Genomic DNA, 14762 nt, shown 5'->3' on the forward strand with positions numbered 1-14762 from the left:
TATCTTTGCAGCCGCCCCAAAATGCGTTCGGACAGCGCTGTTTTTTGTGGTAGGGTTCGCGCCCTTAAAATCCAGCGCAAACGTTTTTCTCCTGCAAAATCCGGTGACAAACGGCTAAGAGCCGGTGGCATGCGGCCTACATGGATGTTCAGCGTTTCACTCACAATTTACACACAGGTTTATCCACAGGCAGTACGTTGCACAAGCCCTGTAAAACGCATATCTTGTATCAGCGCCGCCAAAAAACCCCATATGTAGGGTTTCAGGCCAAAAACCCAACACAACTCAGACGAGAATTTCAAGCCCTTTTCTCGCGCCTGTCGGGTTAAATCAAACGCAGCTTTCAAGTCCAAACCGTTCATGCGGATGGCAACCGGTTTCCAGCGTAAAAGTCGGAAAGCGGCCCGGGTGTTGCAGTAAAAATACTGTCACCCATATGGAATACGGTTTGAGGCGGTCTGCGCAAACCGAAAACTTCGGCACGGAAGCGGCTAATACCCCCCTTTCTGTACGTCCCGAAGTTGTTATGCCCGGCTCGATACCGGTTGTAGTGCTTCAGGACGTCACGGTGGGCACCCAAAAGGCGCCCAAACAAACATAGAGAATGTGGAGACACCCCATGCAAACCGATACAACTCGCGAGAACTCGCAGGGTACCGATTCAAATCTGGATCTGTCTGCGACTGCGCCAGGCCAATTGCGCGTGATCAAACGTAACGGGGCTGTGGTTCCTTACACCGATGACAAGATCACCGTTGCCATCACCAAGGCGTTTCTCGCAGTTGAAGGCGGCAATGCTGCTGCTTCGTCGCGCATTCACGACACCGTTGCGCGCCTGACCGAACAGGTCACCGCAACTTTCAAGCGTCGCATGCCATCGGGTGGCACCATCCACATCGAAGAAATCCAGGACCAGGTTGAACTGGCCCTGATGCGTGCCGGCGAGCAAAAAGTGGCCCGCGACTATGTGATCTACCGTGATGCACGCTCCAAGGAACGCGCCAACCGCGCGCCGGCCGAAGACGCCGTGCAGGCTCACCCGTCGATCCGCATCACCCGCGCCGACGGCACCTTCGCCCCTCTGGACATGGGCCGCCTGAACACCATCGTTTCCGAGGCCTGCGAAGGCCTGGAAGAAGTGGACGGCGACCTGATCCAGCGCGAAACCCTGAAAAACCTCTACGACGGCGTAGCGCTGAACGACGTTAACACCGCTCTGGTGATGACTGCGCGCACCCTGGTAGAGCGTGAGCCGAACTACTCGTTCGTAACCGCCCGCCTGCTGATGGACACCCTGCGTGCCGAAGGCCTGAGCTTCCTGGAAGTGGCAGAAAGCGCCACTCACCACGAAATGGCCGACCTGTACGCCAAGGCTTTGCCTGCGTACATCGCCAAGGGTATCGAGTTCGACCTGCTGAACCCCGTGCTGGCCACCTTCGACCTGGAAAAACTGGGCAAGGCGATCAACCACGAGCGCGACCAGCAGTTCACCTACCTGGGCCTGCAAACCCTGTACGACCGTTACTTCATCCACAAGGATGGCGTGCGTTTCGAACTGCCGCAGATCTTCTTTATGCGCGTGGCGATGGGCCTGGCGATCGAAGAGAAGCAAAAAGAAGACCGTGCCATCGAGTTCTACAACCTGTTGTCGTCCTTCGACTACATGGCCTCGACGCCGACCCTGTTCAACGCCGGTACCCAGCGTCCGCAGCTGTCCAGCTGCTACCTGACCACCGTGCCGGACGACCTGTCGGGCATCTACCACGCGATCCACGACAACGCCATGTTGTCCAAATTCGCTGGCGGCCTGGGCAACGACTGGACTCCGGTGCGCGCACTGGGTTCGTGGATCAAGGGCACCAACGGCAAGTCGCAAGGCGTGGTTCCGTTCCTCAAGGTTGTGAACGACACCGCCGTCGCCGTTAACCAGGGTGGCAAGCGCAAGGGCGCTGTATGTGCTTACCTGGAAACCTGGCACATGGACATCGAAGAGTTCATCGAGCTGCGCAAGAACACCGGTGATGACCGTCGTCGTACCCACGACATGAACACCGCCAACTGGATCCCTGACCTGTTCATGAAGCGCGTCTTCGATGACGGCCCGTGGACCCTGTTCTCGCCGTCCGAAGTACCGGACCTGCACGACCTGACCGGCAAGGCCTTCGAAGAGCGCTACGAGTACTATGAAGCACTGTCCCAGTACCCGGGCAAGATCAAGCTGTTCAAGACCATCCAGGCCAAAGACCTGTGGCGCAAAATGCTGTCCATGCTGTTTGAAACCGGCCACCCTTGGCTGACTTTCAAAGACCCGTGCAACCTGCGCAGCCCGCAGCAGCACGTTGGCGTGGTTCACAGCTCGAACCTGTGCACCGAAATCACCTTGAACACCAACAAGGACGAAATCGCCGTTTGCAACCTGGGCTCGATCAACCTGCCGAACCACATCGTCAACGGCAAGCTGGACACCGACAAGCTCAAGCGCACCATCGACGTCGCCGTTCGCATGCTCGACAACGTGATCGACATCAACTACTACTCGGTGCCGCAAGCGCGCAACTCGAACTTCAAGCACCGTCCGGTTGGCCTGGGGATCATGGGCTTCCAGGACGCCCTGTACCTGCAGCACATTCCTTACGCTTCGCAAGCAGCCGTGGAATTTGCCGACAAGTCGATGGAAGCGGTCAGCTACTACGCCATCCAGGCGTCCTGCGACCTGGCTGACGAGCGTGGCGCCTACGAGACGTTCCAGGGTTCGCTGTGGTCCAAAGGCATCCTGCCGCTGGATTCGCAACAGATCCTGATCGAACAGCGTGGCCAGAAGTACATCGACGTTGACCTGAACGAATCCCTGGACTGGGCACCGGTTCGCGCCCGTGTACAAAAAGGCATTCGCAACTCCAACATCATGGCCATCGCACCGACCGCGACCATCGCCAACATCACTGGCGTATCGCAGTCGATCGAACCGACTTACCAGAACCTGTATGTGAAATCGAACCTGTCGGGCGAATTCACCGTGATCAACCCGTACCTGGTTCGCGACCTCAAGGCGCGCGATCTGTGGGACTCGGTCATGATCAACGACCTGAAGTACTACGACGGTTCCGTGCAGCAGATCGAACGCATCCCGCAAGAGCTCAAAGAGCTGTATGCCACCGCGTTCGAAGTGGACACCAAGTGGATCGTTGACGCCGCCAGCCGTCGTCAGAAGTGGATCGACCAGGCGCAGTCGCTGAACCTGTACATTGCCGGTGCATCGGGCAAGAAACTGGACGTGACCTACCGCATGGCCTGGTACCGTGGTCTGAAAACCACTTACTACCTCCGTGCCCTGGCTGCGACCAGCACCGAGAAGTCCACCGTCAACACGGGCAAGCTCAACGCAGTATCGAGCGGCAAAAACAGTGAAGACGTAGCCGCGGCCCCAGCCGGCCCGGCACCGGTGCCAAAGGCTTGCGCCATTGACGAGCCGGATTGCGAAGCTTGCCAATAAGCTGAGCTGGCAGGCGGGTCAAACCGCCTGACCCAAAACCCCCGTTAAACCCTGGCAACAGGTGGGTTTAACGGGGGTTTTGTTTTTTGGAGAAGAAAAAATAGCGCTGGATAATTGGAAGCACGTCCGCCTCCAACAACTATTAACACGCTTGCAGATAGATCCACGAATACTGAAAAGTTTTCTCCTCAACCCGATGTGTTCTTCTCCTGTAATTGCATCCAACCTGTCAGGAGCGCTGCGGTGTGACAGGAAAACGCGGTAAAGCCATCGCGGGCAAGCCCGCTCCCACAGGACGTGTAACCATCACCCCGAAACAGTGCGCCTGTGCCACAAAATGAATCACTCTGCACATTCTTCAGCCTGAAATTCGCTCGCCAATAGGCACTTTGCACACCCACTAATATGCCGTGTGCCCGCTTTTCTCCGGTTTACCCGCCCTGACAAAACAGGCCCGCTTATTGCTCTAGCCCCGAGGTGACACCGATATCGGCGCACCCCATTCGAGGCGGAGAAATAGACCATGAGTTCACCCGGCGATTTTCCTTTGAGCGAAGCCCCGCGTTCAGCGCGCAAGGGGCTGTTGTCGATTTCAATGGTGCTGTTCAGTTTCACTTTTTTCACCGGCACCATGTTTGCCGGCGGCAAGTTGGGCATGGCCTTCAACTTTGTCGACATGCTGTGGATTGCAGCCATCGGCAATACCCTGCTGGCACTGTATGCCGCCGCACTGGCCCTGATCGCTTCACGCAGCGGCCTCAATACCGTGCTGATGGGACGCTTTTGCTTTGGTGAGGCTGGCAGCCGCCTCTCGGACTTCCTGCTCGGTTTCGCCGAACTGGGCTGGTACGCCTGGGGTACGGCAACCGTGGCCATCGTGCTGGTGAAAATGCTCGGCCTGGCCGAGGGCTTCACCCTGCCCTTGATGGTGTTTTTCGGCATGGGCTTCAGCATTACGGCGATCATCGGTTACAAGGGCCTGGATGTGCTGTCGCGGGTGTCGGTGCCGCTGATGTTTGTCCTGCTGATTGTGTCCATGTACATCGCCACGCAGCATGTCGGCGGGTTTTCCGGACTGGCGGCGGTGATCCCGCATCAGACCATGACCGTCTCGGCAGCCATCACCATGGTCTTCGGCACTTTTGCCAGCGGTGCCACCCAGGCCACCAACTGGACGCGACTGTCGCGCAGCGGACGCATCGCCGTGACCGCCAGCGTGGTCAGTTTCCTGCTGGGCAATGGCCTGATGATCGTCGCCGGGGCCTGGTGCTCCATGGTCTATCAGCAGGCCGATATCGTTGAAGTGATGATGCTCCAGGGCCTGTCGTTCGCCGCCGTGATCATGCTGTGCCTGAACTTGTGGACGATCCAGGGCCCGACCATCTACAACGTGGCCGCTGCCACCTGCCACCTGGTGCGCAGCGAACGCCGACGGACCATGACCCTGCTCGCCGCTGCCGTGGGTGTGGTGCTGGCCATCGGCGGCATGTATGAGATGCTGATCCCGTTTCTGGTGCTGCTGGGCTCGATCATCCCGCCCATTGGCGGTGTGATCATGGCCGACTTCTGGTTCCGCCATCGCGGCAAGTACCCGGCGCTGGCCAGTGTCCGGCTGCCACGCTACAACCTGGCGGGGCTGACGGCCTATGCCGTGGGCGCGTTGCTGGCATATTTGTCGCCGTGGATCGCGCCGCTGGTGGGGATTGGCGCATCGGCCCTGTGCTACCTCGTATTGCTTAAATTCAGCCGTCAACCGGCGGTGCTGCCTGCCGTCCAGGAGCCCCTTTGAGCCTCACGGTGGAAGAAATCCTCGCCCTGCCAGGGCTTGCAGACATGGCCCTGCGCGCTGGTGCGCGCAACCGCCATCGCACTGTGCGCTGGTCATATGTGGCCGAGAACCCAGGCATCGCCGGCTGGGTGATGGGCGGTGAGCTGGTGTTTGTCACCGGCATCAACCATCCCCGCGATGAAGCCAACTTGCTGCAACTGGTCGAGGAAGGCAGCGAATGCGCGATTGCCGGGCTGGTGATCCTCACAGGCGAGGCGTTTATCCAGCGCATTCCCGCATCGGTAATGGCCCTGGCCGAAGCCCGTGGCCTGCCCTTGATCGAACAGCCTTACCTGCTGAAGATGGTCGTGGTCACGCACCTGATCGGCACGGCGCTGGTACAAATGGCGCAAACCAAACGCTCGCGCCAGGACATCCTGACCCAATTGCTCAGCGGCGATTACCCCAGCCTGACCACCGCCCGGCAGCGCGCGGCGCATCTGCAGTTGCCGCTGGACAGCCCACGGCGCCTGGTTGCGCTGCGCCTGTCGGCAGTCAGCGGGTTGTTCGACAACCATGCCCCGCAGGAAGCCGAGTGCCTGTTGCAGCACACCCGCCAGGCGCTACAGGAACACCTCGCGGCCTGGAGCCATGCCCGGCCCGCCGCACTGCCGGTGGTCGTCCAGGGCGATCTGTTTATCCTGTTGCTGGCCGAACAGGACAGCCTGCGTGCAGAACTGGCGTGCCTGTACCAGGATCTGCATGCCATCATCGGTGACCTCGCGTTGTTTATGGGGTTGGCAAGCAAGGTCGAGGATTGTGGGCACTATCACCGCGCCCTGAACGAGGCACGGCAGGCGCTGGAGGTGGCAGAAAACCTGCGCCCGGCCACCGGTCTGTGCGACTTCAGCGAGCTGGGTGTGCTGCGCCTGCTCCAGGCCGTGGGTGAACGCTCGGTGATCGACAGCTTTGTGCAGCAGACCCTCGGCCCCCTGATCGAACCCAACCGCAAACAACCGCATCACCTGATTGATACCCTGGATGCCCTGCTCCAGGAAAACGGCAACGCACTCAAGGCCGCACAACGCCTTAACATCCATCGCAATACCGTCAATCAACGCTTGCAACGCATCGAGCAACACAGCGGCCAGTCGCTCGATGACCCCCTCTTCAGAATGAATGCTTCGGTGGCGCTGCTGGTATGGCGCATGACTGAAGCCCAACGACAGGAACGACCATGAAGATCATCAATGCCACGCTGCGAAAAACCCCCGGCCTGCACACGATCACCTGTGAGGGCGAGCAAATCGCTGCCATCACCCTGCAAGCAGGCAGCGTGCCGGCGCAGGCAGGCGATATCGACGCCCGCGGCCAGTTGCTGATTGCGCCTTTTGTAGAACCGCATATCCATCTGGACGCAGCCCTGACGGCAGGTCAGCCCGAATGGAACCTGAGCGGCACCCTGTTCGAGGGCATCGAGCGCTGGGCTCAGCGCAAGGCCACCATCACCCATGAGGACACCAAGCAGCGGGCCCACGCCACCATCCGCATGCTCGCCGAACACGGCATCCAGCATGTGCGCACCCATGTCGATGTGACCGACCCGACTCTGGCCGCACTCAAGGCCATGCTTGAAGTGCGTGAGGAAGCCCGCCATCTGATCGATCTGCAAATCGTCGCGTTCCCCCAGGAAGGCATCGAGTCCTATGCCGGTGGTCGCGAATTGATGACCCGCGCCGTGGAGCTGGGCGCCGATGTGGTGGGCGGTATTCCGCACTTTGAAAACACCCGCGAACAAGGGGTCAGCTCGATCAAGTTTTTGATGGACCTGGCCGAGCGTACGGGGTGCCTGGTGGACGTGCATTGCGATGAAACCGACGACCCGCATTCGCGTTTTCTTGAAGTGCTGGCCGAAGAAGCCCGGGTACGCGGCATGGGCAGCCGGGTGACCGCCAGCCACACCACGGCGATGGGCTCCTATGACAATGCCTATTGCTCGAAGCTGTTCCGGTTGCTCAAAGCATCAAAGATCAACTTTGTCTCGTGCCCCACTGAAAGCATCCACTTGCAGGGTCGTTTTGATACCTTCCCCAAGCGCCGTGGCGTGACCCGGGTGGCCGAAATCGACCGTGCCGGGATGAACGTGTGCTTCGGTCAGGATTCAATCAAGGATCCGTGGTACCCACTGGGTAACGGCAATATCCTGCGGGTACTGGATGCCGGCCTGCATATCTGCCACATGATGGGTTTTGAAGACCTGGCGCGCAGCCTCGATCTGGTGACGGACAACAGTGCGCGGACGCTGAATCTGGGCGAGGGTTATGGCATTGAAGTGGGTCGCCCGGCGAACCTGTTGGTGCTGGATGCCGAGAGCGATTATGAAGCGGTACGTCGCCAGGCCAAGGCGCGGGTATCGATCCGCGCCGGCAAGGTTTTGCTGACGCGGGTGCCGGAGCAGGTGGAGTTCAGCTGAGACCCGTGACGAACATTGTGGGAGCGGGCTTGCTCGCGATGGCATCGACGCGGTTGAACTGAAACACCGCAGCGTCTGCATCGCAGGCAAGCCAGCTCTCACAGGTTATGTATTGCTCACCCACCCGATGCCCGCCGGATCATGGTCGCAGCGCTATCACGTCATCTGAATGATGGTCTGCATGATCGTGCTTTGGGTGGAGATGGTCTTGGCGTTGGCCTGGTAGTTGCTCTGGGCCTTGATCAGGTCCACCAGCTCGTTGGTCAGGTTGACGTTGGAGTCTTCCAGCGAGTTGGACTGAATCGCCCCCAGGCTGCCGATCTTCGGTGCGTCGTAACCCGCCACGCCCGAGGCGTAGGTCTCTTTCCAGGCAGTACCGCCCACCGGTTGCAGGCCTTGCTCGTTGGTAAAGCTGGCCAGGGAAATCTGGCCAATCGCACGGCTCTGGTTGTTGCTGAAGTTGGCGAACATTACGCCCGAGCCGTCAATGGTCAGGTTGTTGATCTGGCCGGTAGCGTAGCCGTCCTGGGTCGGCGGGTTGCGCGAAGAGTCGGTGTTGTACTGGGTGGTTTTGGCCATATTGATGACGATGCCACCTGGCTTGGCCTCGGCGCCGTTGGTGTCCCACTTGCCGTTGATCATGGCCCCCGGCTTCCAGCCGCTGACGACCAGGGTGTTTTCCAGTTGATCTTTAACCGGATCAGGCTGCGTGACACCGGTCAGCCCGCCGGCCGAGTCAAACGTCATGGTTGAAGGCACTGGTGCTACTGCGCCATCACCCGACACTGGCGTGCCATCGGGGTTGCGGCCGTCGATCAGGGTGTAGGTGCTCCAGGTGTTGCCACCGGTCTTGACCATGTACTGGTCCATCGGGTGGGCATTGCCCTGGGTGTCATACACCATCGTGCTGAATTTTTTGGTGTAGCTGGTGGATTCGTTCGGATCGAACGGGATCTTGCTCTGATCGATCGCATCGGAGCTGGAGTTCAGGTTGATCTCTGAGGTTACCGAGCCGGTTGCCTTGGGTGCCAGGTTCGAGGTGTCGATGCGCAGGTCGGTCAGCACACCGTTGACGATGTTGCCGTTGGCATCCACGCCATAGCCCTGCAAGCGCGCAGTGCCGTCGGAGCTGGTCACGAAGCCGTCCTTGTCGGCCTTGAACGTGCCGGCGCGGGTGTAGCTCAGGGCGCCGTTGTCGCTGAGCACGAAAAAGCCGCTGCCCTGAATGCCCATGTCCAGCAGGTTGCCGGTGTTGTTGACCGCACCTTGACCAAAGTTTTGCGAAACCGCTGCCAGGTTTACGCCACTGCCGATGGTCTTGCTGCCGGTACCCAGCTTGCTCGCCGAGTAGATGTCGGCGAACTCTGCACGCGAGGCCTTGAAGCCGGTGGTTGCTGCGTTGGCGATGTTGTTGCCGGTCACGTCCAGCTGCTTGTTCGCCGCATAGAGACCGCTAAGGCCGATATTGAAAGACATGTTTTTCTCCTTGAGGCGGCTTAGAGGCCTATGGTCTGGACTTTGGACATGCCAATGCTGCCCAGGCCTGCGAGGTTGAGCATGATTTCACCGCCGGTCTTGCTCAGGGTCACGCTGTTGACCGTGGCAGGCAGGTAGGTGGTGAGCGCCGTGGTGCCGGTGTCGGTTTTGCTCGATGCGGTGAAGGTGTAGGAACCCTTGTCCAGCAGTACGCCGTCGTCGTCCTTGCCGTCCCAGGTGAAGTCCGCGTTGCCGGCTTTCTGGCTGCCCATCTCAATGGTGCGGACCACTTCGCCATCCGCATCGGTAATGGTGATGGTGGGCTTGGAATCTGCGTCCTTGACCACGACGGTGCCGTTGAAGGGCTTTTCACTGGCGGGGTCGACGTAGGCTTCACCGGTTTGCACGATGACCGAACGCCCCACCAGCGACGAGGCCTGCAAGGCCTGGGAAGATTGCAAACCGCCCGACAGGGAGTTGACCGTGTCGTTGAGCGTGGTAATGCCTTCCAGGCTGCTGAACTGCGCCAGTTGTGCGACGAACGCGGTGTTGTCCTGGGGGTCCAGCGGGTTCTGGTTTTTCAGTTGGGTAACCAGCAGTTGCAGGAACGCATCCTTGCCCAGCGCCGTGTTGCCGGTAACGCCCTTGGTGGCCGCAGCCACACTGGTGTCGGTGGTCTTGGCCTGGGCGGAGTTGGCGAGCACCTGGTTAAGGGTCAAGCCGCTGGTGGAATCGGTCACACTCATTTGCGTCGCCCCTTATCACTGACCGAGGGTCAGGACCTTCTGCATCATGGTTTTGGCGGTATTCATCAGCTCGGCGTTGGTCTGGAACGAACGACTGGCGGAAATCATGTCAGCCATTTCTTCAACCACGTTGACGTTGGGGTAATACACGTAGCCCTTGGCGTCGGCAGAAGGATGATTAGGCTCATAGCGGGCCTGCAACTCGCTCTGGTCTTCAACCACGCCCAACACCTGCACGCCTTGCCCGGCAGCGTCCTGGTTCTGGAACAACGAGTCGCCGCTGCTGCCTTGCGCGCCTTGAAACATGGTGGCAAACACCGGGTGGCGGGCGCGGTAGGTCTGGTCGATGCTCGACGATACGGTGTCGGCGTTGGCGATGTTGCTGGCCACGGTGTTAAGGCGCGTGGTCTGGGCACTCATGCCGCTGCCGGCAATATTGAACACACTGGATAGAGACATGGGTTACTCCCCGCGCAAGGCCGACATCAGCCCTTTGAATTTGCTGTTAAGCAGGGTGAAGCTGGCCTGGAAGTTGACCGCATTCTCTGCATAGTTCGACTGCTCAAGCTGAGCGTCCACGGTGTTCTGGTCGATCGATGGCTGCATCGGCGTGCGGTACAGCAGCGACTCGTCGCCACTGCTCAGGCCCTGGGCTTCGATATGGCGGGTGTTGGTCTTGTTCAAGGCAAACGTGCCGTTCTGGTTTTTGTCGTTCTGGGCGGCGAGCACAGAAGCAAAATCCAGATCCCGAGCCTTGTAGTTCGGGGTGTCGGCGTTGGCGATGTTGTTGGCCAGGACTTCGGCGCGCTGGGCACGAAAGCCCAGGGCCTGCTCATGGATACCAAGCGCTTTATCGAAGCTGATGCTCATGTCGAAAAACCTTTGTGGGCTGACCTGAGAATGTGATTCAGGTTTTACATGACAGGGATAGAGCAAACCCCGTGCCAGTTTTTACAGCCCCGTAACACAAGGGTTTTGCGGGAGGTGAAAGGCGGCAACGGCAGAAAAGCGGCAATGCTTGACCGCCGGGTGCCGTTTTTCTGCCGCCTTGCAGTGACGACACATACGACATGGCACATGTGGGAGCGGGCTTGCTCGCGATGGCATCAATGCGGTGTTCTGACAAACCGCAGCGTTTGCATCGCAGGCAAGCCAGCTCCTCCAGGGAGGGAGCCTATTTGGCCTGGTAAATAATCCCAGGGCTGCATTGCACCATCTGGTAGTGGTCCGGCAACCCGTTCAGCGCTTCAGAGGCGCCCAGGAACAAATACCCGCCCGGCTTCAAGGTGCTGTGAATACGCAGCAGGATGTCTTTTTTCACGTCGGCCGAGAAGTAGATCAACACGTTGCGGCAGAACACGATGTCGAACTTGCCGAAGCTGGCGTAGCTGTCCAGCAAGTTGAACGGGCGAAACTCCACGCGGTTCTTGATCGGTGCCTTGATCACCCAGCGCCCCGGCCCCTTGGGGTCGAAATAACGCTGCAGACGTTCCGGCGACAGGCCCCGGCCAATCGCCAGGTTGTCGTACTCGCCGGTACGGCAGGTGTTGAGCATCTGCGCGGACAGGTCGGTGGCAAAAATCTGCACACCGGCCTTCAACTGCCCCAGGTTGCTGCGCTCGAACTCGTCGATCGCCATCGACAGCGAGTACGGTTCCTGCCCCGAGGAACAGGCCGCCGACCAGATGCGCAAACGCTGCCCCGGGTTCGCCTTGATCTGCTCGGGCAGCACCTTGTTCTTCAACACTTCGAAGGGGTAGGTGTCGCGAAACCACAAGGTTTCGTTGGTGGTCATGGCATCGACCACCTGCTCGCGCAGCCCGCTGCGCGGCTGGCTCTGGATCCGCTGGATCAGCTCGCCCAACGACTTGATGCCTTGTTGCTCCATCAGCTTGTTCAGCCGGCTGGAGACCAGGTACTGCTTGTTTTCACCCAGCAAAATGCCACAGGCTTTTTCCAGAAATACCCGGAATTGTTCAAAATCCAAATTAGCCGTCGACAAATGTCCTGCCTCTTAAATCGTGTTGACCGCCAAGGGCTGCGCCCTTAGCTGAAGTCTGCTGCTTTGATCCGGTCAACCACCCGGGATGCCAGGTCGTCAGGCCTGAATTTGGCCAAAAAGTCATCGGCACCGACCTTTTTGACCATCGCCTGGTTAAAAACCCCGGACAACGAAGTATGCAGAATGATATGCAGCTTTTGCATCCGCGGGTCGTTGCGAATTTCTGCCGTCAGGGTGTAGCCGTCCATTTCCGGCATCTCGATATCCGAGATCATCATCAGAAACTCTTCGGCCGGGTCCTTGCCCTCTGCCACCAGCTTGCGCAGGTAGTCCAGCGCCTGGCGACCATCGTTCAACGACACCACTTCCACGCCCACCGTTTGCAGGCAGCGGGCAACCTGCTTGCGCGCCACCGACGAATCGTCGACGGTCAGCACCCGCAATGACAGCGCCTTGCTTTGGGTTTCGACATCCACCACGCCCTGGGTGATGGTTTCCGGTGAGGGCGAAACCTCCGCCAGCACCTTTTCCACATCGATGATTTCGACCAATTGGTCGTCCATGCGGGTCACGGCCGTCAAGTAATGATCGTGGCCGGTGCCCTTGGGCGGCGGATGAATATCTTCCCAGTTCATGTTGACGATACGTTCGACCGAACGCACCAGGAAGCCCTGGGTCTTGGTGTTGTACTCGGTGATGATCACAAACGGGTTGCTTTGATCTTTCAAGGCACCCGCGCCGGTGGCCATCGCCAGGTCGAGAATCGGAATGGTCGCGCCGCGAATGCTCGCCACACCGCACACCACAGGGTGGGACTTGGGGATCAAGGTCAGCTTGGGGCATTGCAGCACCTCGCGGACCTTGAAAACATTGATCCCGTAAAGCTGTGGCCCATCCAGACGAAACAGCAACAGCTCCAGGCGGTTTTGCCCCACCAGTTGAGTGCGCTGGTTAACCGCATCCATCACTCCGGCCATACTCAGCTCCTCTTAAAAACTTAAAGTTTCAGCCCGTATGTTGCATAAACGGCACGGGGCTTGCTTTTTAACGACCATGAACGCCAAAACGACAAATTCCTGCCACCGACTGTTCCCGCTAACCCTGCGCCTGCTGGCGGCGGGCACTTTGCTTGCACTCAGCACTTATAGCAGGGCTGACGCGTTTACATCGCCTGAACAGCTTATCGGCGTGACCCAGGGCTTTCTTGAATTCACGGTTGAAGACTACCTGGCCACCAGCCAGACCGAGGGGCGTTATCAGATCCAGGTCAACAACCTCGACCCGCGCCTGCGCCTGGCCCGGTGCGACAAGGAATTGACAGCCTCTCTCGAAAGCCCGGCACAGCCTATGGGGCGCGTGATCGTGCGCGTACGCTGCGAAGGGCTGTCGCCGTGGACCATCTTCGTGCCGGCCCAGGTCAAGTTGTTCCGCGATGTGGTCACCGTCAACCACCCGCTCAAGCGCGGCATGGTTATCGACTACCCGGACGTCACTCTGCGCGAGCGCGATGTCAGCCTGATCAACCAGGGCTACCTGACAGCCACCGAGCTGGCCGTGGGGCAAAAACTGCTGCGCCCGATGGTCACCGACCAGGTGCTGACCCTCACCCATCTGGAGCAGGCTGCCGCCGTGCGCAAGGGCGATCATGTGGTGATCAGCGCCCGCAGCGGCACATTAAGTGTCAAGATGCCCGGCGAAGCCCTGTCAGACGGTGGCCTTAGCGAGCAAATACGGGTAAAAAATCTGAATTCCAAGCGTGTTATCCGCGCCAGGGTGACGGCACCCGGGCAAGTAGAAGTGGCATTGTAGGAAAGTTGGCATCAGTCTCCCTACTTTCCTACACTGTGGATTGACGCAGATCAGTGCAGGTCTGTGTGAAGCTATGATTAATCGAGCCTAAAGTTTTTCCGGGTATGGCCGAAAACATGGCAAGCGTCCAAATACCCCGAGGTTTAACGTTATGGTCATCGACTTCAGTCGTCTCAACAGCGCCCCGCCCCTGACCGGCAGTACGCGCAGCAACGCCAGCCAGGAAACCGGCAGCACGCCTGCGGCCCCGGCAAACAGCCCTGAGCAAACCAGCGCCAGCGCCCCAAGCGGGGAATCTGTTCACCTCAGCCAAGAGGCTCAACAGTTGCAGAAGATCAGCGACTCGTTGCGTGACCAACCTGTAGTCGACAAAAATCGGGTGGCAGAGCTTAAACAAGCCATCGCCGACGGCAGCTACAAAGTCGACAGCAACCAGGTCGCCAGCAAACTGCTTAACATGGAAGCCCAGCGCTAGGCCCACGGCCTGTGCCGCGCTTTTGGACGCTTAACTCCCAGAGCTCGCCATGCACGACGAAAATTTACTGCAACTGATCAACGATGACCTCGCCCCCGCCGAGCAACTGCTCGGCCTGTTGCAGGACGAATCCATCGCCCTTAAAGGCCGCGACATGCAAGTGCTGGAAAATATCCTGGCGCGCAAACAGTCGTTGATTATCCTGCTAGAGCAACATGGCCGCCGCCGCAGTGAAATCCTCGCCAGCCTTGGCCTGGCCACCAACCGCAGCGGCCTCGAAAGCCTGGCCAGCCATTCCAGCGTGGGCACTCAACTGCTCAGCCAGGGCGATGTGCTGAACCAGCTGCTGGCTCAATGCCAGGCTGCCAACCTGCTCAATGGTCAGTCGATCCAGACCCAGCAGGCGATCACCGCCAACCAGTTGCGCATTCTCCACGGCGGCGAAGCTCCGTCGCTGTATGACGCACGCGGCACCACCTCGATGCTTAACAAGCACCGCGCCTACAGCCAGGCTTGAACC

The 14762-nt window shown here is 59.3% G+C and carries 13 protein-coding genes; 7 read left to right on the forward strand and 6 right to left on the reverse strand.

Annotated elements, in window-relative coordinates:
- Positions 1–619 precede the first annotated feature (619 nt).
- From BFC21_RS11400 to codA, 4 genes are all read left to right on the forward strand, one after another.
- Entirely contained in the window at positions 620–3493 is a 2874-nt protein-coding gene (locus tag BFC21_RS11400) for a ribonucleoside-diphosphate reductase subunit alpha (protein WP_088377904.1), read from the forward strand.
- Between the two features lie 523 nt (positions 3494–4016).
- Positions 4017–5282 (forward strand): cytosine permease, encoded by a 1266-nt coding sequence (gene codB, locus BFC21_RS11405; RefSeq protein WP_120266142.1) that lies wholly within the window; start codon positions 4017–4019, stop codon positions 5280–5282.
- The gene (locus BFC21_RS11410; protein WP_088377906.1) at positions 5279–6502 is read left to right on the forward strand and encodes a PucR family transcriptional regulator; all 1224 of its coding nucleotides are present in this window, start codon (positions 5279–5281) and stop codon (positions 6500–6502) included. The genes codB and BFC21_RS11410 overlap by 4 nt, the downstream gene beginning before the upstream one ends.
- Positions 6499–7734, forward strand: a complete 1236-nt coding sequence (gene codA, locus BFC21_RS11415; RefSeq protein WP_088377907.1) for a cytosine deaminase — start codon at positions 6499–6501, stop codon at positions 7732–7734. Before BFC21_RS11410 ends, codA begins: the two co-directional genes overlap by 4 nt.
- 156 nt (positions 7735–7890) lie before the next feature.
- On the opposite strand, the gene flgE is transcribed toward codA, so the two are convergent.
- From flgE to BFC21_RS11445, 6 genes are all read right to left on the reverse strand, one after another.
- On the reverse strand, positions 7891–9210 hold the full coding sequence (gene flgE / locus BFC21_RS11420) for a flagellar hook protein FlgE (RefSeq protein ID WP_088377908.1): 1320 nt from the start codon (positions 9208–9210) through the stop codon (positions 7891–7893).
- A gap of 20 nt (positions 9211–9230) precedes the next feature.
- On the reverse strand, positions 9231–9956 hold the full coding sequence (flgD, locus tag BFC21_RS11425) for a flagellar hook assembly protein FlgD (protein WP_016782177.1): 726 nt from the start codon (positions 9954–9956) through the stop codon (positions 9231–9233).
- Positions 9957–9971: 15 nt separating this feature from the next.
- Positions 9972–10415, reverse strand: coding sequence for a flagellar basal body rod protein FlgC (flgC, locus tag BFC21_RS11430; protein ID WP_016782176.1), 444 nt, complete (start codon positions 10413–10415; stop codon positions 9972–9974).
- 3 nt (positions 10416–10418) lie between these two features.
- Positions 10419–10826 carry a flagellar basal body rod protein FlgB gene (flgB, locus tag BFC21_RS11435; RefSeq protein WP_016782175.1) on the reverse strand — a complete coding sequence of 136 codons (408 nt, stop codon included), beginning with the start codon at positions 10824–10826 and terminating at the stop codon, positions 10419–10421.
- A 304-nt stretch (positions 10827–11130) separates the two neighbouring features.
- Positions 11131–11958: a protein-glutamate O-methyltransferase CheR gene (gene cheR / locus BFC21_RS11440; RefSeq protein WP_029611565.1), complete on the reverse strand. Its 828-nt coding sequence runs from the start codon at positions 11956–11958 to the stop codon at positions 11131–11133.
- A 44-nt stretch (positions 11959–12002) separates the two neighbouring features.
- Positions 12003–12935 carry a chemotaxis protein CheV gene (locus tag BFC21_RS11445; protein ID WP_016782173.1) on the reverse strand — a complete coding sequence of 311 codons (933 nt, stop codon included), beginning with the start codon at positions 12933–12935 and terminating at the stop codon, positions 12003–12005.
- A 76-nt stretch (positions 12936–13011) separates the two neighbouring features.
- Here BFC21_RS11445 and flgA point away from each other — a divergent pair, with 76 nt between their 5' ends.
- From flgA to BFC21_RS11460, 3 genes are all read left to right on the forward strand, one after another.
- Complete coding sequence (gene flgA / locus BFC21_RS11450; RefSeq protein ID WP_016782172.1) at positions 13012–13767, forward strand: flagellar basal body P-ring formation chaperone FlgA; 756 nt, start codon at positions 13012–13014, stop codon at positions 13765–13767.
- 151 nt (positions 13768–13918) lie between these two features.
- The gene (gene flgM / locus BFC21_RS11455) at positions 13919–14242 is read left to right on the forward strand and encodes a flagellar biosynthesis anti-sigma factor FlgM (protein ID WP_016782171.1); all 324 of its coding nucleotides are present in this window, start codon (positions 13919–13921) and stop codon (positions 14240–14242) included.
- 49 nt (positions 14243–14291) lie between these two features.
- Positions 14292–14759 (forward strand): flagella synthesis protein FlgN, encoded by a 468-nt coding sequence (locus tag BFC21_RS11460; RefSeq protein WP_016782170.1) that lies wholly within the window; start codon positions 14292–14294, stop codon positions 14757–14759.
- Positions 14760–14762: the final 3 nt, after the last annotated feature.

The organism is Pseudomonas sp. TMW 2.1634, from assembly GCF_001703595.1.
Taxonomy (GTDB): Bacteria; Pseudomonadota; Gammaproteobacteria; order Pseudomonadales; family Pseudomonadaceae; genus Aquipseudomonas; species Aquipseudomonas fragi.

Excerpts from the sequence above, each read along its gene's own strand:
- flgA (WP_016782172.1), top strand. The coding sequence starts at position 13,012 with ATGAACGCCAAAACGACAAATTCCTGCCACCGACTGTTCCCGCTAACC.
- flgB (WP_016782175.1), bottom strand. The coding sequence starts at position 10,826 with ATGAGCATCAGCTTCGATAAAGCGCTTGGTATCCATGAGCAGGCCCTG.
- flgC (WP_016782176.1), bottom strand. The coding sequence starts at position 10,415 with ATGTCTCTATCCAGTGTGTTCAATATTGCCGGCAGCGGCATGAGTGCC.
- codB (WP_120266142.1), top strand. The coding sequence starts at position 4,017 with ATGAGTTCACCCGGCGATTTTCCTTTGAGCGAAGCCCCGCGTTCAGCG.
- flgD (WP_016782177.1), bottom strand. The coding sequence starts at position 9,956 with ATGAGTGTGACCGATTCCACCAGCGGCTTGACCCTTAACCAGGTGCTC.
- BFC21_RS11445 (WP_016782173.1), bottom strand. The coding sequence starts at position 12,935 with ATGGCCGGAGTGATGGATGCGGTTAACCAGCGCACTCAACTGGTGGGG.
- flgM (WP_016782171.1), top strand. The coding sequence starts at position 13,919 with ATGGTCATCGACTTCAGTCGTCTCAACAGCGCCCCGCCCCTGACCGGC.
- BFC21_RS11400 (WP_088377904.1), top strand. The coding sequence starts at position 620 with ATGCAAACCGATACAACTCGCGAGAACTCGCAGGGTACCGATTCAAAT.
- flgE (WP_088377908.1), bottom strand. The coding sequence starts at position 9,210 with ATGTCTTTCAATATCGGCCTTAGCGGTCTCTATGCGGCGAACAAGCAG.
- BFC21_RS11460 (WP_016782170.1), top strand. The coding sequence starts at position 14,292 with ATGCACGACGAAAATTTACTGCAACTGATCAACGATGACCTCGCCCCC.
- codA (WP_088377907.1), top strand. The coding sequence starts at position 6,499 with ATGAAGATCATCAATGCCACGCTGCGAAAAACCCCCGGCCTGCACACG.